The sequence below is a fragment of the Pseudalkalibacillus sp. SCS-8 genome (genome assembly GCF_040126055.1).
In the GTDB taxonomy this organism is placed as follows: Bacteria; Bacillota; Bacilli; order Bacillales; family Fictibacillaceae; genus Pseudalkalibacillus; species Pseudalkalibacillus nanhaiensis.
The window spans coordinates 2,874,578-2,897,467 of record NZ_CP143541.1 but is presented as its reverse complement, the minus strand read 5'-3'; the positions used below and the strand labels follow the sequence as shown (position 1 = coordinate 2,897,467).

Sequence of the window (22,890 nt, the reverse complement as noted above, 5' to 3'; positions counted from 1 at the left end):
TGACGCATATAACGAAATTGACAATGAGGAGTAGGATAGGTAGAATAAGCTTTGTGGACAAAATGAATGACGGGGCATTAGCTCAGCTGGGAGAGCGCTTCGCTGGCAGCGAAGAGGTCAGCGGTTCGAGCCCGCTATGCTCCACCATACATAATTCGATTACAAAGGAGTGCCTTCATAAAGAAGGCACTCCTTTTTCGCTATGACCGAATACTTGTATAAATGGAAATAAAAGTTCTATTTATTGCATCAACATATCAAAGGTTAAGTTTTTTACAGAAAAATGACAAAAAACGTTTAACTCCAAAACAAAACCGGAACACATAGAATGTAAATACTTTTAAGGAGGTTTTAGAGTGATTAGAAAGATTTTCTTCATCCTTTTAGTCGCTGGATTAGTATTTACAGGATTACATAGTCCTGTGCTTGCCAAGGACCATGGAAAACCGCCGGTCAAGGATCTTGAAAACCGATTCAATGAATTGATGGACCTTGAAACAGGGGATGATGGAGCAGTAAAAAAGTATGATTCGAAAGATCAGGTAGAACAAGAAATGAGGCAAATCATGGTCTGGCCATTGGCTGATTACTATGTGGACAAATATTTCTACGAAAAAGACGGAAAGTTATATATGGAGTCTATAGACGGTCCAATCCGCTTGAATATGGATGAAGATTACACGCTGGAAAAAGTGAGTGAAAACCATTATAAGTTGACACAAGAAGGTAGCAATGAATTGCGTGACGACTATACACTTACAATCGACTATAGCTATGAAGCAGGGAAATGGGTATTCTCTGATCGAATGAACAATCTAGGTACGAGTAAGGGCGGTGAAATGCCGGATACAGCAACGTCCTTACCAATTATGATGACAGCAGGTGCAGGAATCATGGCACTTGGCGGACTTGTCCTTATTGCTAAAAGACGTTTTGCATCTGAATAAGGGTTGATGGTTCATGAAAAAGCTTGGGTTGTTTTTAGTGACAGCAGGTGCAACATTGATGATTTGGAGTGGTTATTCCTGGTGGGACCAGGGCAAAGCGGTTACACATGAACCGGAAAAAATCCAACAGGTACACCAAGGCTGGGAAAAGACTGAACGTCAACAAACCATTCAACCAGTAAAAACGACGAAAACGGTAGAAATGCCTACCGTTTATGAGAAAGGTGAACAGGTTGGTACATTGGATATCCCCCGGATAGGGAATCAATATGAAGTCTTCTGGGGAACAGACGAAGACACGTTGAAGAAAGGTGTCGGTCTACATGATAGTAAGTGGACCGTTTCACCCGGTCAATCCGGTCATGTCGTATTATCTGGTCATCGGGATACCGTCTTTCGTAACCTGAATCAAGTCCAGAATGGTGATCATCTTTATGTGAATTTTGAAGGGACAACCTATGATTACCAGGTCCGGGAAATTTGGATTACGGATGAAGACGACCGCTCGGTGATCGTCAGGAAAGATAAGCCGACCTTGACGTTGACGACTTGTTATCCTTTTGATTATCTCGGCTCAGCACCGGAACGTTATATTATCCAAGCGGAATTGGTATCTGTAGAAGAGAAGTAATGAAAACAGCCTGCGCATTATGTGCAGGCTGTTTTCTTATTATGCAGGTACTTCTGAATCGTGACTTTGTATCTTTCGTTGCTTTCGAATTAAGAAAACACCATAAGATAATCCTGCGAAAATGAGGAGGTAGATGGTGAGTATCCCCATATTCGTAAGTGCTTCACCTATCTGATTCAATGAAATGACAGCCCTGAATCCAGCAATCGAATAGGTGAATGGAAGGTATTCACTCAACTGTCTATGTTCATCCGGCAGCATTTCAATCGGCAAATTTGCACCAGTAATGGATAGCTGGAGGATAACGAGAGCGATTGCGAGAAAGCGTCCGATATTCCCAAGTGATGCAAGAAAAAGGACAATAGCTGAAAACACGACACTAACGAAGAGAGCGAATAACGTCAGCCAAAACGGATTCGTAACCGATAAATCCAGAAAGAATAATACGACCCCGATGAGTAATAAAGCCTGGATCATCGCTAATGAAGCCAATTTGATGAATTTGATGATAAACCATTTCACGCTTGAAATATTGGCTGGACGTTTGAATTTGATAAACATGGACATGATCAGAATCCCGACGAACAGACCTAATGTAAGGATGTATGGTGCTGTCGAGTCGCGGTAATGTTCATAGCCATTTATCGTCTCGCTCTTCAATTCCACAGGAGAGGAGAACATGCCAATATTTTCATCATCCGTTTGGATGCCACTTGTTTTCTCTGCCCCTTCCTTCAGACCTGTAGCAAGCTGTTCACTGCCATCGTTCACTTTACTTGCTCCGTCGTTCACCTTACTAGCACCATCATTCACTTTACTTGCTCCGTCATTTAGTCTTTCTGCACCATCGGAAAGGTTCTTCCAGCCTTCATTGACGGCCGAATTTCCATCAGCAATTTTTCCTGCGCCTGTATCTAATTTTGTAACACCATCAATTAAATCGTTCCATCCTTTTTCGATCTTCGCATTTCCGTCAGCGATCCGTTTTGCACCGTCTTCTAATTTTGTCGCACCATCATCGACTTGTTGCTGACCATTCAAGAGCTTGTTCATCCCTTGATGAAGCTCGGCCGTACCAGGTACCACTTTATTTTCTACGCCATTTGCCACTGTGATGGCTCCGTCACTTAGTGCGACGGATTTAGTCGATAAGCTGCCAAGACCATTTGAAAGATCTTGAGCGCCATCAATGATCTTTTGATAGGACTCTGCATAAGGTGGCAGCTGTGTAGATGGATTTGCATCTCTGAACTCTTTCAAACCTGCTACAAGCTTTTCTGCTCCTGCTGCCAGTTTAGCAGCTCCATCCTTCAAACGAACAGTTCCGTCAGCGACTTTACGAGCACCTGGAGCAAGGTTGTTCGCGACACCATTCTTCAATTCTTCACTCCCAGCTTCCGCTTTCTGAAGGCCTGCAAGGATTTGCCCAGTCCCATCCTTCAATCTCACAGTACCATCATGTAATTCTTCTGACCCATCTGCCAGCTTTCCGATATCCGACGACTTATTTTGAAGCTTCTCTAACAGTAAGGCAGTCCCATCCTTCAGGTCCTGTGAGCCGTTTGCTAATTTCGTGATATCCGATTGTTTGGACGTGACGGAGTTCAGGAGCTGCTCCGTCCCTGCATTCAGTTTTTCCGTTCCATCACTTAATTTTTCCGTTCCATCGTTTAATTTAGCGGTTCCGTCTGATAAACGCGAGGAACCATCAGCTGCTTTATTGAACCCTTCTGAGACCTGATCTAAACTCGTGAAAACCTTTGATGTATAGTTCTGTGTTATTGTATTAGCGAGTTTTTCCCGAATCTGTTCGGTAGCGGTCTTTGTAATTTTTGAGGCAAGGAAATTCAGACCTTCATTTTGTATGTATTCCAGTTCCAGTTTTTTCGGCTCGGGTTCCATGACGGTCGTAACACGCTGCGAAAAATCTTCTGGTATGATAATCGCCATATAGTACTCATTTTTTTCAAGTCCTTTCATCGCGTCCGTTGCGTTGACGAATTCCCAGCCGAGATTATTTCCGTCCTTTAGTTTTGTGACGAAATCATCCCCGACATTGATTGATTCATCGCCAGATATAGCGCCCTGATCGTTATTTACGACAGCAACAGGTAAATTCTCCAGGTTGTCATAAGGTCCCCAGGTGGCTGATAGGAGTATGCCGCCATACAAAACTGGTACGAACAATGCCGCAATCACAGAAACAAGAATCGCTTTATTTGTGTATAGCTTAGATAATTCGCGGGTGAGTAGCGTGAACATATCGATCCGTCCCTCCTCAAGAGTAATAGAAAATGAATGAAGACCCATTCATTTATTTTGAACCTAATTATCATAATATTCTAATAAAATTCTATAATCTAGTGTTCATTGCATATTCACCCTATATGAACTACCAATCCTACAACATTTGTTTTATTCCGAAATAATAATATAGGACCCGAATTGATTACTTAGACACGGTCAAAAAATGAGGGTTCTATACAAGTGTAGTAGGGGGCAGGCATTCTGATAGATTTCATTTCCTTGTATGCTAAACTAGGAATTATCAAGCTTGAAGTATACGGAAGAGGTGGGGGCTATTTCAAACGAATCCAGTCTATTCAATAAGGAATGGGAACAATTCATCACCCAGTTCAACTGGGTCGATGCAGTCATCTTTTTTGGTTTTGTATTGCTTATGTTTTTACTACGTTCCATCATCATTATTTTCCTACATAAGATGGAAAGTCGGCATGAGCGATTCAAAAACCGTCTCGGTCCGGCTTTGAAGTCGATTACCAACTGGGTGACAACTTATGGGATCATCGTGTTCATGCTTGTATATTTTGCAGATGCGGGATGGATGTTCGGCAGCATCTTTTCCATTGGTAATGTGGATGTCTCGTTCTTTTTGATTTTGCTTGCTGTTTTAATCATCTCCTTTGCGAATCGGACCTCAAAGGTGATTACGCAATTTTTGCTTCCGAACGTATACGATCGGTATCAGCTCGATCGAGGGCTGCGTTTTACATTCAATCGGATCTTCCATTATATCATCATGGTTTTTGCGCTCTTGATCAGTTTTACAACCGTCGGGATTGATATGAGTGCGCTTACTGTTTTTGCAGGGGTGCTTGGTGTCGGGATCGGCTTTGGTATGCAGAACATCGCGTCTAATTTCATTTCCGGTTTGATTATCCTGTTTGAACGGCCAATAAAAGTGGGGGACCGGGTTATCATCAATGATGTAATTGGTGACATTGAAAAAATCAACATGAGGGCAACGATCATCCGTACGCTCGATAACGAACGGATCATCATGCCGAATTCCTACTTCCTTGAAGAAGAAGTCGTGAACCGCTCGTATGGGGATCCGCGTCTCAGGCTTGTCATTCCTGTTGGTGTGGCGTATGGTTCGGATGTTGAACGTGTGCGGGAGGTTTTGCATCAGGCCGCTCTAGAAGAGTTCGAAGCGTCTGAGGTTGTCTTGAATGATCCACCTTCGTACGTAAATTTTACTGGATTTGGAAGCTCTTCCTTGGACTTTGAATTGTTTGTATGGATTTCAAATCCTGAATACGTGATTCAGACGAAAAGCAACTTGAACTTCAGAATATATCGGTTGCTGAATGAGAACAACATTGAGATACCCTTTCCTCAGCGTGACCTACATGTCCGGAGTATTGATAAAGAACTGCTGGAAAGCTATCAAACGAAAAAATAGAATCGTAAAAAAACGGACCCTTCATCATTAAGGGTCCGTTACTGTTTATTCGTGTTCAGTCGTGATTTGCCAGGTTAATCCGAACTTGTCTTCAACTCGTCCGAACATTGCTCCCCAAAACATCTTTTCAAATGGCATCAATATCTTGCCGCCTTCTGACAGGTTTTCGAAAACAGTGCGCGCTTCATCTTCTGTTTTATATTCTAATACCAAATTTAGCTGAGTGCCTAGTTGAACAGGTTCTTGAACGGAATCAGCCATGAAGAAGATTTGATCAGCTGCGCTCAATGTAAGGTGCATGACTTTATCCTTCAGTTCTGGGTTTACATCAGGTGCTTGCTCGAAGGTTTGTACACTGACGACTTCACCATTCAAAGCTTGTGCATAAAATTCAGATTGCTTCCTTGCATCCTCGCTGAATATGTATGGATATAGGTTTGCCACAATCAACACTCCTTTGCTTTTGAATTCAGTATATCAAACAACGACAATTTTGAAGATTAAGACTTTATGAAGTCTTGTTTTTAAAAAGACTCCGAATTGTAACAATGACGAGGGGAATGAAAGCTAAGAAGAAGGCGAGGATCGTCTCCATGATTGCTCCGCTTTCCCCTAATTCCACTTCATTCTCATACATGGTAAGGGAGAGAAGAAACACGAGCAGTGCGTTCGGAAAGACGAAAGCACGTTTATCAGCCAAGTTGAACAGCTGTGTCATGACCTCATTGATGATGAAGAGCATCAAGGTGATCTTCATGTAAGAGCCGATGATCAGAGCCATTCCGAAAACGGATTCAATCCTCTGAATGATCTCCCCGATTTCAATGATTTTCGCTGCTTGATAAATCGGGAACTTCTCATTCATGGCAATGGGACCTAGTATCATGATGGAAGTGACAACTGTAAAGGCTAGGACCATTCCGTTGAATAATAAGCCTCCATACATCCAACGTTTGAAGGGTTTATCATGCTCCCTTTTCAGAAAAGGTAATACCATCGCAAAATACATGATGTCCATATAAGGAAACCCAAAACCGACGTATGCACCATGAAAGACAGGTTTCCATCCCTCAGGCACAATGGGTAGTAAGAATTCAGGATGATAATGAGTGATGTTCAAGACGAAGATAAGGAAAATAATGAACAAAACGAAGAAAAGGAGGCCATTGAACATCCGAGCGATTACTTCGATTCCAGCTCTGACGGTAAGACCAGCCACCATTAGGATTAGAAAGTGGAAAACGTATAAGGGTGTACTTTTCATCATGGATGTGGTGAAAAACTGTCCCATGCCGTATGTAATATTGCCAGTGATGTGGTAGAGAAGGAACAGGAAAGGAACACCTAAACATAAGGCTAGTGGGAGACCTAACAAATCTCTGGAATATTGGATATAGGACTTCGATGGGTACTTTTCATAGAGTCTTAAAACGAGCGCTAAGATCAAAAAGGAAACAGCATTAATGATTAATATGGAGATCCAAGCTCCATTTTTGGCAATGCCAATCAAAGGCCCCTGGATATTGATAATGGAGGACCCCGTTATGAAAGCCTGAAATAATATGATCATCTGCCAATTCCCAATCGTTTCAGCTTGTCTCATTCGGAAAACATCCTTCTCTAATTAGGAGGTGAAGAAATGTAGTACAGCTCTTGCAGGCATTTTAAATGGTAAATCCAAGAGATCATTCAGATTGAATCCATCCTGACCTGTAATGAATAGATACGTTAAATAGAAGGATACCAATAATGTACCTGCAAAAACCCAATTTTCTTTTGATTCACGCTTCGTCCGATCCAGTAGCCTTGTATAGAAGAGTAACAGATAGACGATGACCATCACGATGATTGGTTCTTTCATAATTCATCCCTCTTATTTTTTGATGAATGGTACGCCGATATCAGCACCTGAATTTACGATATTCATTTTTACATCCACTTCAAACGCTGTTTTACTGAATGTCTCCGGCCAATCTTTTTTCATTTTCATCCATTGTTTCGGATGTTTACGAAAAATCGCATTACCTAGACCTAGCAAGTCAACTTTGTCTTCTTGCATTTGTTGGATGGTCTGCTCAACGTTCGCTTTTACGACCTTTTCTACTTTCCTATTGTACTTCGCGACCTTTTCACTTTTATCGATAGAGGTACACTTGAGCTCTCCGATACTCCCCTCCAATTTAATGGACACTTTAACACTTACTTCACCCTTTTTGCCGAGATGTGTTTTCATATCTGTGTTGGCAGTTCCGAGTTCAACAGCTTCTTTTAAACCTGGATCCGATTTACAAGGAACTTCAACGATGCCAGAACCATACTCATTCAACAGCATGAGAAGTGCTTCAGTCTGTAAGGGTTGGATTTTCCCTGTCATTTTACCCTTTTGGAAGGTAGCCAGACCAGAGACGAGTGCATCCCCTTTTTTTGTTTTCTTATAGTAAGGCATTTTGCTCGTCTGGACTTCACTGTTCATCTGCCTGCCAAGAGAGAGTAGGTTCACTTCCATCGTTTTTGAGCTGTACCGATGAGCGGATTTTCCTAACTCCTTCAATTGTTGACCGATTGTATTTTCAATAAACGGTTTTCCTTCCAAGTAATCCTTTGCCTTTCCTTCAGTGATGCCCAGATTAATTTGCAAACGTGGCTCATGGTCTCGATAAAAATACTCGAGCATCTCTCCGATGTGTCTCGATTCTGCCAACTCCTCACTAATCAAGATCATACGAGTATGACTCCATTGTGCCTTTCTTCCTAAATGGTTGGTGATGTCCCGGATTGCTTCAAAAACGGTATCTCCTTCTGTTTCGATATTGACGAAAGCTTTGTCTCCTGTCCCGCCTGCACTTCCGATCTTGGGTGCAGGTTTTAGGAATTGTGTTGTCAATTCAAGCTTATTTTCATTATCCTCTGAAATATCCAGTGCTATGGCTTGAACGAACGCATAGATCGGTAATTCATCATGATCCCAGCAACCACTTAAGACAGTGGTACTGCTGAGCAAAACGCCTATTGCAATCCATTTTTTGACGTTCATTGGAAACACCTTATTTCACTTTGGAGTTTGGACTTAAATCATCTCGTTGGTGACGCCTCAATTGAACAGTTAATGGTGATCGGAACAAAAATTCGTATAATACACCTCGTCGTATTGGACCAAGGGGTGCAAAGTAAGGCTGACCTAAGGCACGTAAGCTGGCTAAATGAAGATAGATGAGGAGAAAGCCGATCATTAAGCCAAATCCTCCTAAAACAGCTGCCGCAAACATTAAAGGTATCCGTAAGATACGAGCGGAAGTTCCAAAGTCATATTGCGGAATGGAGAAGGATGCGATACCGGTCAACGCCACCACGACGACCATCATCGGTGATGCAATTCCAGCATTGATGGCAGCGTCTCCGATGACCAACGCTCCTACAATACTTACTGCTGAACCAATCGGTCTCGGTAACCGTAGCCCTGCTTCCTGAAGCATTTCAAAGAAAAAGATCATGATGAGTGCTTCCAACAATGCAGGGAAAGGCATTCCTTCCCGCGTATCCAGTATGGCCATCAATAAGACTGTCGGAATCAATTCGGTATGGAACGTGGATAAAGCAATATAAATACTCGGTAACGATAAGCTGATAATGTAGCCGATTATTCGTAACGAGCGGATGAATGACGAAAAAATTGTCCGCTGATAATAGTCAGAGGGAGACTGGAAAAACTCCGTGAATAAGCCTGGACAGATCAGGATAGTCGGTGTCCCGTCTAATAATGCGATGATTTTCCCTTCTAAAAGTGCTGAGACAGCAACATCTGGGCGTTCTGTCGTCCGGTATTGTGGAAAGGGAGAGAACGTCGAGTCTTCAAAGAGCTCAGCAAAATAAGAGGTTTCTAGAATTTCCTCTTCGTTGATCTTGTCAAACTTTTGTTTGAATTGCTTCAAGGTATCTTCTGGGACGGATCCTTCCAGGTATGCATAGGCAGCCTTTGCTTTCGTGTTGTTGCCAAGATTTTTTATCGTGAACTTCAACTTTTCGGTCTTCAATCTGGATCGGACGAGACCGATGTTTTTGGTCAGGTTTTCAATCGTACCTTCACGAGGTCCGATGATTGAAACTTCATTCTGTGGCTCACTCACGGATCTTTTCTCGACTGAGAAAGCATCGTAAGTCAATGCTTTGTTCCAATTATGAAAAATAATGATGATATGACCTTCGAGAATTTTATCACGGACCTCTTCTTGGGTTTCAACCAGTTCAAAGGCACGGGAGCTTACGCCATGTTTAATGAAAAAACGTTTGATTTCATAAAGGTCTACTTCTGTGGATGGACCAACTTCATGCGTAACGAGATCTTGCATGACTTCCTTCAATACATTGGCCTTTTCATTCTGGATGATGGTTTCACAGAATACGACGAGAGCTTGTTCCCTGAACTCCTGGCTGAACTGATAGGTGTGATAGACGATATCCTGACAATCTTTGAATGTATCCTTTAAAGCTGTTTCGTTCTTTTTCAAATCTGTAGAGAGATCGGTTTGCTTCTTGTCAGAAGCAGATTTGTTCGGATCGTTCTGGGTTTCCTTCCCTTGCTTTTGCCAGCGTCGCTTCAGTCTCATTAGAAAAGCTCCTTTAGAAAATTACGTTACATGTTAGCTTTCCAAATTTTGTTACACCTATGCATGAAAGCAGGCAATTTAAAGGTGCTGACATGAAAAAAAGCCGACCCTTTTATCAAGCCAGCCCGTGTGTTATGTATTATTTTTTCGTAATAAGGAAAAGTGCTGCAAGAAGCAAGATAAACCCCACAATCCTTTGACCATCAATTGGAATCTGTTTCATACCGAGAAGACCGAAATGATCAATTAGAGAACTTGCGATGAGTTGAGCGGCGATGACAGTCACCAGAGCAGCTGCTACCCCTATTTTCGGGACAGATAAGACCATCGTATAAACGTAGAAGGCTCCAAGAATGCCACCAATGAGCTGCCACTTCGGTACTGTGCTCACTTGAAAGACATTTCCCTTCCCGAACAGAAGCATGATGATCAGTAAGGAAACGGTCCCGATCAAAAAAGATAGGAAAGCGCCTTCGATTACTCCGATCTGTTTTCCTAATCCACCATTGATACTGGCCTGGACAGCAACAGCAACGCCACCCATGAACACGGTTATGATGATGATCCAGTTCATTGCATGACCATCTCCTATCCCCTCTCATAATGTTGTCATTTTCTTCTAACTTTAACATAAGGTAAAAAGTTTGGGTAAATAACGAAAATGATTGAATAACCGACAAAAAAACAGTTTTTTTCTGAAGTAATTCAACAATCTTCTCAAAAAACTTATGATAGGTTTGTAATTAAACAACGTATTTTTTACTTTAAGACTAAATTGGACAGGGGGATTGCCTTTGGATATTTGAATGGAAATCATCACCTCTAAATTTGTCTTACTGATTCACTTCATTCCATAATACCCCGTTTTCCTAACTTAAAATGGAACATACCACCACGATGCATCAACCATTTTTAACCATTTCCCTTTAACAGAATGGACAAATATTAAGAAAGAACGTTTTACGTTATGTAAAATGTAAACGACCGTTCGACATCGTAAAATAAACTAAAGATTCAAATAATTCAGAAAAACACAACATGCATGCATTACATACAAGGTTCACTTTATCAAAGGAGGAGTTCAAATTGTCAGATTTAGTGAAAATCGGTCTAATTCAAGCCAAACATGATGTTGATGGGAATGAACCAGTGTCCGTCCATAAGGAAAAGGCAATTGAGAAGCATGTAAAGCTTGTCAGAGAGGCTGCTGAAAAAGGAGCTCAAATCATTTGCCTTCAGGAGATTTTCTATGGGCCTTATTTCTGTGCAGAGCAGAATTCCAAGTGGTATGACTCTGCTGAGGAGATCCCGAATGGTCCGACAACATCTCAGTTCCAGGCCCTCGCACGTGAATTAGGTGTGGTTATCGTCCTGCCAATCTATGAACGAGAGGGAATAGCAACCTACTATAATACCGCCGCAGTCATTGATGCAGATGGATCTTACCTTGGGAAATATCGTAAACAGCATATCCCACATGTGAAAGTTGGCGATGAGGGTTGTGGATTCTGGGAGAAGTATTATTTCAAGCCAGGTAACATGGGCTACCCAGTATTTGATACCGCTTTTGCAAAGGTCGGTGTTTATATTTGCTACGACCGGCATTTCCCTGAGGGGGCAAGACTCCTTGGATTGAACGGTGCTGAAGTCGTATTCAATCCTTCTGCTACAGTGGCTGGACTATCTGAATATCTTTGGAAACTTGAGCAGCCCGCCCATGCAGTCGCCAATGGCTATTATCTAGGCGCAATAAACCGGGTTGGAACGGAAGGACCTTGGAATATGGGTGAATTTTATGGACAATCGTATCTCGTGGACCCTCGTGGAAGCTTTGTCGCCATGGGCAGCCGTGATCAGGAAGAAGTGATCATCGGAGAAATGAACAAAAAGATGATCCGTGAAGTCCGTGACATCTGGCAATTCTACCGTGATCGTCGTCCCGAAACATATGGAGAGATGACGTCCCTCCTGCCATAATCAACAAACAGCTGACTAAGAGCGTGTTTTTTCACACCATGATGATCAACAAGTCCTCATGTCTGTGATGCAACACAGAGGTTTTGGTCAGCTTATTTTTATTTCATTGAATCTTCCAAAAGGGGGCTTATTGAATTGGCGAAAACGGATAAACTTCATATTTCATTGACGGACCTTTCCAGGAATTTTGAAGAAGTAGAGCCTGCATTAACAAACCGTGAGGCTGTAGAAGAGGCGAACCGTTGCCTGTATTGCTACGATGCACCCTGTATCCAGGCTTGTCCTACTGGGATTGATATTCCTGCATTCATTAAGAAAATCGCATCAGGTAACCTGAAGGGTTCTGCTAAGACCATCATGTCTGCCAATCCTGTCGGGGCAAGCTGTGCACGTGTTTGTCCGACCGAAGAATTGTGTGAAGGGGCTTGTGTTTTGAATCATTCTACAAAACCGATCATGATAGGCAACCTGCAACGTCACGCAACGGATTGGGCAATCCAGAATGATCAGGTTCTCTTCCAAAAAGGAAAAGAAAACGGAAAGAGAGTGGCAATCATCGGTGGTGGACCTGCTGGTTTGTCAGCTGCCAGGGAGCTTGCATTGCTCGGTTATGACGTCACCATCTATGAAGCTTCTCAGCAAGCAGGAGGACTCAACACTTACGGAATTGTTTCCTTCCGATTGCCTCAAGCCATCTCCTATTGGGAAGTGGATCAGGTGAAGAGCTTGGATGTGAAAATCAAAACCAATACGACAGTCGGGAAGGACGTTACGGCTGAGGATCTAATAAGTACTTACGATCGAATCATCCTGGCCGCAGGTATGGCCCATGTACCAGATCTGGGCATTGAAGGAGAAGAACTGGAAGGGGTTTATGATGCGATCGAGTTCGTGAAGGAAACGAAAACAAAGCCGCTGCCAAATGCCTTCGTAGGCAAAAATGTGGCAGTGATCGGTGCCGGAAACACAGCAATTGATGGCGCGACCTGCTCTGTCCGTTTAGGAGCAGAGAATGTCAAAATTTTATACCGCCGTACACAAGAGGAAATGTCAGCTTATGATTTCGAGTATGAATTCGCGAAGCAGGACGGTGTGGAATTTCGTTGGTTGACCCAGCCAGTCAAAATACATGGCAATGAAGACGGTCAAGTTGTAGCCATTGAATGCTTAAAAATGGAGCTTGGAGAACCTGATGGAGATGGTCGCCGCAGACCGGTTCCAGTAGAAGGGTCCAATTTCATCCTTCCGGTGGATGCGGTCATCAAAGCAATTGGTCAGACGAGACATCAATCTCTGATTGACCAATTCAATTTAGAACATGCAAATGGTGTGGTTCAAGTATCTGAGTCTTATCGTACGTCCAATCCGAGCATTTTCGCTTGTGGAGATATCATCTTTGGAAAAGGGAAAGGAGAGGCAATGGTTGTTACTGCAGCTCAACAAGGAAAAAATGCAGCCTATGCCATCCATAAACAATATCAGGAAGAATCCGTGACGATATAGATACTCTTATAAGCACGTATAAGAAGAAAGGGGCGTATGAAATGGCAGACTTACGTAGCAATTTAGCTGGTATTGAATCACCAAACCCATTCTGGCTTGCTTCCGCACCACCAACAAATTCAGGTTATCAAGTCCAACGGGCATTTGAAGCAGGCTGGGGAGGAGCTGTTTGGAAAACACTCGGAGAACCGATCTTGAACGTATCCTCTCGGTTTGCTGCGGTCAGCTTTAACGGACAAAGGGTGGCTGGCTTCAACAATATCGAGTTGATTACTGACCGACCACTCGAGGTCAATCTGAAGGAAATTTACGAAACGAAGAAACGCTTTCCGGACAGAGCGATCGTAGCTTCTTTAATGGTAGAACCGAAACAAGAAAAATGGCATGAAATCGTAAAAAAGGTAGAAGAAGTGGGAGTGGATGGCCTTGAATTGAACTTCGGTTGTCCACACGGTATGGCAGAACGCGGGATGGGCTCAGCTTCCGGACAAGTGCCAGACCTAGTAGAAAAGCAAACCTATTGGGCGAAGGAAGCTGCCCAAACGCCAGTGATCGTGAAATTGACTCCGAATATCACCGACATTACAGCTACAGCAGAAGCAGCAGTACGTGGCGGGGCAGATGCTGTAAGTATGATCAACACAATCAATAGCCTGGCAGGGGTCGACCTCGATACATGGAATACGATACCTCACGTGGGTGGAAAGGGAGCTCATGGCGGCTATTGTGGTCCAGCGGTGAAGCCGATTGCCTTGAACATGGTTGGCGAATGTGCGCGTCATCCAAACATCAATGTTCCGATTTCAGGTATGGGAGGCGTTTCGAACTGGCAGAACGCAGTGGAATTCATGCTGATGGGTGCCTCGAACGTCCAGGTTTGTACGGCAGCCATGCATCACGGTTTCCGTATTGTCGAGGATATGATTGATGGGTTAAACAATTATCTGGATGAAAAAGGGATCGCCTCTGTCAGGGAAATCGTAGGAAAATCCGTCCCTAAATATTCCGATTGGGGAAATCTCGATTTGAATTACAACATTGTAGCACGAATCAATAATGATGTCTGTATTAACTGCAACAAGTGCCATATCGCTTGTGAGGATACTTCACACCAATGTATCGACATGCTGCAGGATAACCACGGAAACAAGTACCTGGAAGTAAGAGAAGAAGACTGCGTAGGATGTAACCTCTGCTCCATCGTATGTCCAGTCGATGGTGCCATCGATATGGTCGAAGTCACAAGTGAACATCCGCCAATGACATGGAATGAGCGTCAAGCTGCCCTCAGTGCGATTCATGGACAGAAGGTAGATTAGATTCGGTCAAATAAAATTTTTCCTAGAAAAGAAAGGAGTATTTTTTTATGAAGAAGATTATTCGTAACGGAACGATTGTAACGGCTTCAGATACGTATTGTGCAGACATTCTGATTGAAAATGAAACGATCATCGCAATCGGTGACAATCTCGATGGTTCAGGAGCAGAAGAAATTGACGCGAAGGGATGCTATGTGTTTCCTGGGGGCATTGATCCTCATACACATCTGGAAATGCCATTTGGCGGAACTGTTTCCAAGGATGATTTCGAAACAGGTACAATCGCTGCTGCTTTTGGCGGGACGACGACGGTCATCGATTTTTGCCTGACGAATAAAGGTGAACCTCTGCAAAATGCCATTGATGTCTGGCATAAGAAATCGAAGGATAAAGCTGTCATTGATTACAGCTTCCATTTAATGATTTCGGAATTGAACGAAGATGTTCTAAATCAGTTGCCAGAGATTATGAATAAAGAAGGAATCACTTCCTTCAAGGTTTTCATGGCTTACAAGAATGTGTTCCAAGCTGATGATGAGACGCTTTTCAGAACACTCGTCATGGCGAAGGAGCAAGGCGGACTGGTCATGGTCCATGCTGAAAATGGGGATGTCATCGATTACCTGATCAAGGAAGCACTTGAAAAGGGGAATACGGATCCGATTTATCATGCTTTGACTCGACCGCCAGAGGTGGAAGGTGAGGCGACGGGCAGAGCGGCACAATTAACAGGATTAGCAAACTCCCAGCTTTATGTCGTTCACGTTTCTTGTGCGGATGCCGTCTATAAGATCGCCGAGGCCCGGAATAAAGGATATGACGTATGGGGCGAGACCTGCCCGCAATATTTAGCATTAGATCAAACCTATCTCGAAAAGCCGAATTTCGAAGGGGCAAAATATGTCTGGTCACCTCCACTCCGAGAAAAATGGCATCAGGATGTCCTATGGAATGCGTTGAAGAATGGACAACTGCAAACCCTCGGTTCGGACCAATGCTCATTCGACTTTAATGGCCAGAAAGATCTAGGGAAAGGTGATTTCTCCAAAATACCGAACGGTGGACCAATGATTGAGGACAGGGTGAGTATCCTGTTTTCAGAAGGGGTGAAGAAGGGCAGAATTTCCCTCAATCAATTTGTCGATATCATGTCAACACGTATTGCCAAGCTATTCGGATTGTTCCCGAAGAAAGGGACGATTACAGTCGGGGCAGATGCCGACCTTGTCATCTTTGATCCGAATATTGAGCGGACGATCTCTGCAAAGACGCATCACATGGCAGTTGATTACAATGCCTTTGAAGGAATGAAGGTCACTGGGGAGTCTGTTTCTGTATTATCTCGAGGTGAATTTGTTGTTCGTGATAAGAAGTTTGTCGGAAAGCCGGGTACGGGCAAATACTTGAAGCGTGCGCGCTACAATCAACTATTGAAACCAGTTGATGAGAAGCTGACGATATAGCACACGGATTAGCAAATTGTAATTGAAAGGAGGAATGACACGATCAGCAGCATGACCTGCACACCAATCGAGACAGGGTAAAAGGAGTGATTGTGTTGAAAAAACAAGAAAGTTATTTGAAATCTCCCGATCTGCTGCCAATTGGTCAGGAAGGGAGAAAGATTACAACACTAGGCTTTTCCTTCATGTGGGTTGGTATGGTTGTTGTCCTTGCAACATTTGCGATTGGTGGAGCAGGTGTCATGTCGCTGCCATTACCACTTGTCATTCTTGGGACCATCATCGGATCAGTCGCAATCGGATTATTCATCGCATTGATTGCGGATATCGGAATCGAGCACGGCTTGTCCTTCCCGGTCTATATGAGAGCACCTTTTGGAACGATGGGTACCCATATCCCATCAATCGTCCGGGGAGTAGCAGCGTCTATGTGGTTTGGGATCAACACGTATTTCGGAGCAACAGCGATGAATGGCATTCTCGGTATGCTGTTCGGCTTTGACAACTGGCTACTCTGTTTTTTCCTATTTGCTTTCGTACAATTGTTGAACACGTCACTTGGAATCAAGGCGGTAGAACGATTCGCTGACATGGCGGCACCGACCATCATCTTGATTTCAATCTGGATGTTCCTCGAGCTTTCTGGCACTGCAGCTTCAGAAGGTAGAAACATTTGGACGTGGGCAGAGAATCCTGTAACGGGAGCAGAAGCCTTTACTGCATTTCTAGTTGTCATTTTCAGTAACATGGGCTTCTGGGCTACATTATCAGCGGATATTCCGTCCATTTCACGTTTCATTAAAGCACCAAGCTTTGAGCGGAACTGGTTTAAACGTAACAAAGGTGCAATTATTGGGAGTCTCGTGGCTCTTCCGCTGACTCAAACCTTCATGATCATTATCGGTGGCGTCGCCTATATTGCTGTACGAAACTATGATCCCGTCATTGCCCTGCAAGAAACGGCAACAGGTTTTGTTTTGGGAATTCTGCTTCTAATGATTGTGCTTGCTCAATGGTCTACGAATATTTCCGCTAACATCGTGCCTGCTGCCACCATCTTCTCAAATGTAGGAGGCCCTAAATTTCCGTTCTGGGCGGGCGTATTCACTGCTGGGGTTGTAGGGACCATTGTTCAACCATGGAGTTTATTCGGTGTCATCATCCCCGTTCTTCTCGTGGTTGGAGGTATCCTATCCGCTATCGTAGGTATCCTATTCGCTGATTATTATTTACTTCGAAAACGCCGGGTGAACGTATATGACTTATACAAGGCTGATGGTCAATTCAAGTATGCAGGAGGAGTGAACATTGCCGGCTTCATCTCCTGGATTGTAGGAGCTGCCGTATCCTACTTCTTCCCGAGTTATTCTTTCCTGATCGGGTTCGGTCTTGGAGCGGCTTGTTATTACGTCCTGTGCAAGTATTGGTATTTCCAAAAATATAAGCAGGCGGAGATTGAAAATCCTAATGATGAACAATATCTGGGGATTACAGTCGGGCGTAATTGGAATCTGGATGATGAAAAGGCACCTATGAAACTGAAGGATGCCAAATAGAGATTGGGGCGATACAACCATGTCAGATTATAATGCGTATCTTCTTGAACGGGAACAAATCGATTTATTGTTGGATAAGGGTTACAAGATTAGTAGCGTTACTGAAAATTTAAGTGGCGCATTCGTGACATTCAAGAAACAGAAAGAAGATAGCCAAACGCTTCATGTCAAAACAGCCGATGGACGAAAGTATTTCTCAAATAAGATCTTCCACCTGAGTCATCAAGTGTAGCTTTTTATAGGAGAGGAGGAGATTAAAAAAATGGAATATTCATTGAAGTGTAAGGAAAGTGAATTTCCTTGTGAGGTTGTCGTTGATGAGGATAATGGTCGTTACATGTTAAGAAAAGCTGATTCCAGTGGGGAATTTTTCAACACCCCTCAAGAATTGGCAACGTGGATCTTCAAAAATTGGGGGCCGGAAGACTTTCATGAGCAGGACTCCTTCCAGAAGATGCTGAATAATTTAGAAAAGTACTTACCTATGAATAGCTCTTGAGAGAGGGGAGGGTTGGGAAACCAACCCTCTTATCCTCAAACTCTAGCTTGAGATCGGAGTGGTCGACCGTGCATCACCAATCGAGTCTAGCAGTCAAAGATATCTTGAAGAGAAAGCACTTTGAAAATACGAATGTGATTGCAGGGTATGAGGGGCTTACTCGACAGGTGAAGTGGGTTCACGTTGTTGAAGTGCCGAAGATTAAAAAGCTATTGAATGGAAATGAGTTGATTTTATCGACAGGGGTCGTTTGGAAGGATAACGATACGTTACTGTTGGATTTCTTACAGCAATTGATTGATTGTGGAGCGGCTGGTTTGTGTATTGAAATAGGGACCTACACATCCAACATACCGAAGAGTGTGATTCATTTGGCTGACCAAAATCGTTTTCCGATCATTCTTTTTATGGAAGAAGTCCAATTCGTCAATATCACTCAGGATATCCATGCTCAGCTGATCAACCAGCATTATCAGACGATCCAAGACCTGGAGAACTACTCGCAAATGCTTAATCAGAAGCTTTTGACCATAGAAAATAGTCAAGAAATGCTGAGGCTGATGCATGAAAACACTGGACTCCAAGTCATCATGCAAACATCAGATGGAAAAGACCTTTATGTCCCTGAAACCAGACAGGCTCAAATGGAACCTGCTCTTTCTCAGGATTCACCCTTCATTGCAAGTCGTCCCGTTATTGTGATGGAAAAACAGTTTGGAAGATTGTTCATCTTGTCCGAAGAACGTGAAATCAATGAATTTGATTTACTTGTGCTGGATCGGACGACTACTGCTCTTGCTCAACTCTTCTTAAGAGAATTGTATGTTGAGGAAAGAAGACGCACTGAAAAACATGAATGGATCAGTAAATGGCTTGATGGAGAATTTGGAGAACAGGAAGCAACTGAAAATCTGACCTACTATGAAGGGAAATTGAAGGTGCAAGGTGGCACTGTTGCAACATGCAAGCTCCCTGAAAATACCTCGAGTTCAGATCAGACATACTTGAATCTTTTTATCCGATCGATATTCGAGCAGGAAGGCTTCTATTTAATAACAACGGAAAGACATGGGTACACCGTCTATCTCTTACTGAACCTTCGTTCTGGAGAGTGCTGGAAAGAGCGATTAAGTCGAGGCATGGAACGTGTATTCAATACGGAATTCCTGAAGAGACATGCCTTGAAGATTTCACGGATTGCAGTAGGGAAATATACCGAAAACTTGAGTGACATTGGCTACAGCTATCAAACAGCTGTAGATGCAATCAAGCTACAGAAGAAAATCGAGCCTGAGCGATTTTGTATTTATTATGAAGACCTACATATGTATCGAGTCATCAGCTTATTCAAGACACAAAGTGAATTTCAGAAGATGATTCATGAATATCTCGACCCTGTCATCGATCATGACCGGAAGTATAACGGTAAGCTTTTACAAACCTTGAAGGTATATCTTGCTTGTAATGGCTCCAAGAAGGAAACAGCCAACCGGCTGTTCGTCGTCCGACAAACGCTTTATTACCGCATTGAAAAGCTTGCCAAACTGCTAGGGGATGATTTCATATCGAACCCTGATAAACGTCTCGCCATTGAACTAATGCTTTTTGCCCATGAGTACCTTAATTGCCCAGAAAATGTTCAAAGTGTAAAATCTGCAAATCGTGTATTTACTTAAAAGATAGGCAAAATGTGATGAAGGTGCCGGCTACATTTTTACAGAATGTCTAATGTAACCCAAGACATAATCACAGATAATGAAGAAAGAACGATCAATAGAAGGAGGCGCGAGTGGAATGACAGTTACAAAGAGTGATACGAAGATGTTGAAGAATTATATCAATGGTGAATGGGTAGCTTCTGCAAGCACAGAGGATTTGGAAGTACCGAATCCGGCAACAGGTGAAGTATTAGCTCGAGTACCGATTTCCAACAAGCAGGATGTCGATCGTGCTGTCCAATCAGCTCAATCTGCTTTTCAAACGTGGAAGAATGTTCCTGTACCAAAACGAGCTCGGTATATGTATAAATTTCATCATCTCTTAAACGAGCACCACGAAGAACTTGCTCGATTAATCGTCCAGGAAAACGGGAAAGCATTTAAGGAAGCATATGGAGAAATCCAACGTGGAATTGAATGTGTAGAATTCGCCGCAGGTGCTCCGACCCACTTGATGGGTGAGACGTTATCCAATATTGCTGAAGAAATCGACTCTGAAATGTTCCGATATCCTTTAGGTGTCGTTGGTGGAATCACACCGTTCAACTTCCCGATGATGGTGCCGTTGTGGATGTTCCCGTTAGCGATTGTATGTGGAAACACGTTTGTGTTAAAGCCGTCAGAACGGACACCGATACTTGCTAACCGATTAGGTGAGCTGCTGACGGAAGCAGGTGTTCCAGATGGCGTATTCAATATCGTCCATGGGGCACACGATGTTGTGAACGGTTTGATTGAACACCCTGATGTTAAAGCGGTTTCATTCGTCGGTTCACAGCCTGTCGCGAAATATGTATATGAGCGAACAGCTGCAGAAGGAAAGCGTGTTCAAGCCTTGTCTGGAGCTAAGAATCATCATATCGTCATGCCGGATGCAGATATGGAAAAAGCGGTCCAGAACATTATCACTTCAACATTTGGAAGCGCAGGTCAACGATGTATGGCTTGTAGTGCCGTTGTTGTTGTAGGAGATAACGATAAATTCGTTGAAGCTTTAAGAAAGAAAGCGGATGAATTAACGATTGGAAATGGTTTGGATGATACCGTTCTTTTAACCCCTGTGATTCGGGAGGCTCATCGTCAGAAAGTACTTGGATATATTGAAAAGGGAGTTGAAGAAGGAGCGGATCTGATCAGAGATGGCCGGAGGGAAATGAGTGAATTGAAGGAAGGGAACTTTCTCGGTCCGACAATTTTTGATCACGTCACACCGGAGATGACGATTGCAAAAGAAGAAATCTTCGCACCCGTCCTCAGTCTCTTGCGGGCTGATGATCTAGATGGAGGTCTTGAGTACATCCGGAAATCACGCTTCGGAAATGGTGCGACCCTCTACACGAAAGATGCTTCTGCTGTACGAAAGTTCAGAGAAGAGGCAGATGCGGGCATGCTTGGCATCAATATCGGTGTTCCGGCGACTATGGCATTCTTCCCATTCTCTGGGTGGAAGGATTCCTTTTATGGAGATCTCCATGTGAATGGAAAAGACGGCATCAACTTCTACACTCGTAAGAAAATGATCACTTCTCGTTTCGAGTATTAAAAGGAGGTCCAACTATGGTTCATCAAGTCGATCAATCGAAGGATATCTTAAAAAAGGATGATCAGTATGTCTGGCATTCTATGAAACCGTACAATCCTGAAGCTACGATGGTTGTATCGAGCTCAAAAGGAGCTTGGGTGACGGATATCAACGGCGAAAAATATTTAGATGCGATGGCTGGTTTATGGTGTGTCAATGTCGGATATGGCCGGACAGAATTAGCGGATGCTGCATATGAGCAGTTGAAGGAAATGGCTTATTTTCCTCTAACTCATAGTCATGTTCCAGCAGTCGATCTAGCTGAGAAGTTAAATGAGATGCTCGGCGGGGACTATGTAATCTTCTTTTCCAACAGTGGTTCGGAAGCAAATGAAACTGCCTTTAAGATTGCACGTCAATATCATCAACAACGTGGGGAACAGAACCGATATAAGTTCATTTCACGTTACCGTGCGTATCATGGAAATACGATGGGATCGCTTGCGGCAACAGGGCAAGCTCAACGAAAATTCAAATACGAGCCTCTTGCACCGGGATTCATCCATGTCTCACCACCAGATTCGTATCGGATGAAGGATGCAGATTTGGAAAATGCCCATGAAATGGCATGTGTCCAAGAAGTCGATCGAACGATGACGTGGGAATTGAGTGACACGATTGCAGCGATGATCATGGAGCCGATTATTACTGGAGGCGGCATTCTCATGCCACCCGAGGGCTACATGAAGGCGGTAAAGGAGATCTGTGAAAAACACGGCGCACTTATGATCGTCGATGAGGTGATCTGTGGATTTGGAAGGACTGGAAAGCCTTTTGGCTTCATGAATTATGATGTCCAACCAGATATCATTACAATGGCGAAAGGGATTACCTCCGGTTACCTTCCGTTGTCAGCGACTGCAGTGAAGAAGGAAATCTATGAAGCATTTAAAGGATCCGAAGAATACGATTATTTACGTCATATCAACACATTTGGAGGGAATCCTGCTGCTTGTGCCCTCGCATTGAAGAACATTGAAATCATGGAAAATGAGAATCTTTTCGATCGATCGAAGGAGTTAGGTGAACGGCTGCTTAATGAATTGAGTACTCGACTTCAGAATCATCCATTTGTGGGAGATGTAAGAGGAAAAGGTCTTCTTGTCGGAATCGAGCTTGTAAAAGACAAGAAGACGAAAGAACCACTTGAAGCGAATCGTTTGAATGAAGTGATGGCCGCTTGTAAGAAAAACAAGCTTCTAATTGGTAAAAATGGTGCTACGGTCGACGGATATAACAATGTGCTCGCACTTTCTCCACCATTGAATCTTGAAGAGGAAGACCTCGATTTCATCATCCAGACAGTAACAAATGCGTTGAATGATCTTACAAAATAAGAGAGAAGGACTGGGCTTGAAAAAGTTAGCCCAGTCCTTTTTTTGATT

Annotated in this window: 20 protein-coding genes and 1 tRNA gene; 14 read left to right on the top strand and 7 right to left on the bottom strand. The window is 43.3% G+C overall.

Annotated features, from left to right (window positions below):
• Positions 1-71 precede the first annotated feature (71 nt).
• The 3 genes from V1497_RS15030 (at position 72) to V1497_RS15020 (ending at position 1,578) form a co-directional block, all read left to right on the top strand.
• Positions 72-147: transfer RNA gene (locus V1497_RS15030), tRNA-Ala, on the top strand.
• Positions 148-356: 209 nt separating this feature from the next.
• Complete coding sequence (locus V1497_RS15025) at positions 357-947, top strand: LPXTG cell wall anchor domain-containing protein (protein ID WP_349408338.1); 591 nt, start codon at positions 357-359, stop codon at positions 945-947.
• Between the two features lie 13 nt (positions 948-960).
• Positions 961-1,578 carry a class D sortase gene (locus V1497_RS15020; RefSeq protein WP_349408337.1) on the top strand — a complete coding sequence of 206 codons (618 nt, stop codon included), beginning with the start codon at positions 961-963 and terminating at the stop codon, positions 1,576-1,578.
• 39 nt (positions 1,579-1,617) lie between these two features.
• Here the strand turns inward: V1497_RS15020 and V1497_RS15015 are convergent, their stop codons facing one another.
• Positions 1,618-3,840: a YhgE/Pip domain-containing protein gene (locus tag V1497_RS15015; RefSeq protein ID WP_349408336.1), complete on the bottom strand. Its 2,223-nt coding sequence runs from the start codon at positions 3,838-3,840 to the stop codon at positions 1,618-1,620.
• A gap of 292 nt (positions 3,841-4,132) precedes the next feature.
• Between V1497_RS15015 and V1497_RS15010 the strand changes: the two genes are divergently transcribed.
• Positions 4,133-5,284 carry a mechanosensitive ion channel family protein gene (locus V1497_RS15010; protein WP_349408335.1) on the top strand — a complete coding sequence of 384 codons (1,152 nt, stop codon included), beginning with the start codon at positions 4,133-4,135 and terminating at the stop codon, positions 5,282-5,284.
• Positions 5,285-5,329: 45 nt separating this feature from the next.
• Here the strand turns inward: V1497_RS15010 and V1497_RS15005 are convergent, their stop codons facing one another.
• The 6 genes from V1497_RS15005 to V1497_RS14980 form a co-directional block, all read right to left on the bottom strand.
• Positions 5,330-5,728: a VOC family protein gene (locus V1497_RS15005; RefSeq protein ID WP_349408334.1), complete on the bottom strand. Its 399-nt coding sequence runs from the start codon at positions 5,726-5,728 to the stop codon at positions 5,330-5,332.
• Between the two features lie 64 nt (positions 5,729-5,792).
• Positions 5,793-6,887, bottom strand: coding sequence for an endospore germination permease (locus tag V1497_RS15000; RefSeq protein ID WP_349408333.1), 1,095 nt, complete (start codon positions 6,885-6,887; stop codon positions 5,793-5,795).
• 21 nt (positions 6,888-6,908) lie between these two features.
• The gene (locus V1497_RS14995; RefSeq protein ID WP_349408332.1) at positions 6,909-7,145 is read right to left on the bottom strand and encodes a hypothetical protein; all 237 of its coding nucleotides are present in this window, start codon (positions 7,143-7,145) and stop codon (positions 6,909-6,911) included.
• 12 nt (positions 7,146-7,157) lie between these two features.
• Positions 7,158-8,318, bottom strand: coding sequence for a Ger(x)C family spore germination protein (locus tag V1497_RS14990; protein WP_349408331.1), 1,161 nt, complete (start codon positions 8,316-8,318; stop codon positions 7,158-7,160).
• A 10-nt stretch (positions 8,319-8,328) separates the two neighbouring features.
• Positions 8,329-9,888 (bottom strand): spore germination protein, encoded by a 1,560-nt coding sequence (locus V1497_RS14985; protein ID WP_349408330.1) that lies wholly within the window; start codon positions 9,886-9,888, stop codon positions 8,329-8,331.
• 139 nt (positions 9,889-10,027) lie between these two features.
• Positions 10,028-10,462 carry a DMT family transporter gene (locus V1497_RS14980; protein ID WP_349408329.1) on the bottom strand — a complete coding sequence of 145 codons (435 nt, stop codon included), beginning with the start codon at positions 10,460-10,462 and terminating at the stop codon, positions 10,028-10,030.
• 512 nt (positions 10,463-10,974) lie between these two features.
• On the opposite strand from V1497_RS14980, the gene V1497_RS14975 reads away from it, so the two are divergent.
• The 10 genes from V1497_RS14975 (at position 10,975) to V1497_RS14930 (ending at position 22,842) form a co-directional block, all read left to right on the top strand.
• Entirely contained in the window at positions 10,975-11,865 is an 891-nt protein-coding gene (locus tag V1497_RS14975) for a nitrilase-related carbon-nitrogen hydrolase (RefSeq protein ID WP_349408328.1), read from the top strand.
• A 135-nt stretch (positions 11,866-12,000) separates the two neighbouring features.
• Positions 12,001-13,368: an NAD(P)-dependent oxidoreductase gene (locus V1497_RS14970; protein WP_349408327.1), complete on the top strand. Its 1,368-nt coding sequence runs from the start codon at positions 12,001-12,003 to the stop codon at positions 13,366-13,368.
• A 41-nt stretch (positions 13,369-13,409) separates the two neighbouring features.
• Positions 13,410-14,687 (top strand): NAD-dependent dihydropyrimidine dehydrogenase subunit PreA, encoded by a 1,278-nt coding sequence (gene preA / locus V1497_RS14965; RefSeq protein WP_349408326.1) that lies wholly within the window; start codon positions 13,410-13,412, stop codon positions 14,685-14,687.
• Positions 14,688-14,734: 47 nt separating this feature from the next.
• Positions 14,735-16,150: a dihydropyrimidinase gene (gene hydA, locus V1497_RS14960; protein ID WP_349408325.1), complete on the top strand. Its 1,416-nt coding sequence runs from the start codon at positions 14,735-14,737 to the stop codon at positions 16,148-16,150.
• Between the two features lie 95 nt (positions 16,151-16,245).
• Entirely contained in the window at positions 16,246-17,706 is a 1,461-nt protein-coding gene (locus tag V1497_RS14955) for an NCS1 family transporter (RefSeq protein WP_349408324.1), read from the top strand.
• A 19-nt stretch (positions 17,707-17,725) separates the two neighbouring features.
• On the top strand, positions 17,726-17,938 hold the full coding sequence (locus tag V1497_RS14950) for a hypothetical protein (protein ID WP_349408323.1): 213 nt from the start codon (positions 17,726-17,728) through the stop codon (positions 17,936-17,938).
• Between the two features lie 30 nt (positions 17,939-17,968).
• Positions 17,969-18,205: a hypothetical protein gene (locus V1497_RS14945; protein WP_349408322.1), complete on the top strand. Its 237-nt coding sequence runs from the start codon at positions 17,969-17,971 to the stop codon at positions 18,203-18,205.
• A gap of 68 nt (positions 18,206-18,273) precedes the next feature.
• The gene (locus V1497_RS14940; RefSeq protein WP_349408321.1) at positions 18,274-19,881 is read left to right on the top strand and encodes a PucR family transcriptional regulator; all 1,608 of its coding nucleotides are present in this window, start codon (positions 18,274-18,276) and stop codon (positions 19,879-19,881) included.
• A 118-nt stretch (positions 19,882-19,999) separates the two neighbouring features.
• Positions 20,000-21,466: a CoA-acylating methylmalonate-semialdehyde dehydrogenase gene (locus V1497_RS14935; protein ID WP_349408320.1), complete on the top strand. Its 1,467-nt coding sequence runs from the start codon at positions 20,000-20,002 to the stop codon at positions 21,464-21,466.
• Between the two features lie 14 nt (positions 21,467-21,480).
• Positions 21,481-22,842 (top strand): aspartate aminotransferase family protein, encoded by a 1,362-nt coding sequence (locus V1497_RS14930; RefSeq protein WP_349408319.1) that lies wholly within the window; start codon positions 21,481-21,483, stop codon positions 22,840-22,842.
• The last annotated feature ends 48 nt before the right edge of the window (positions 22,843-22,890 follow it).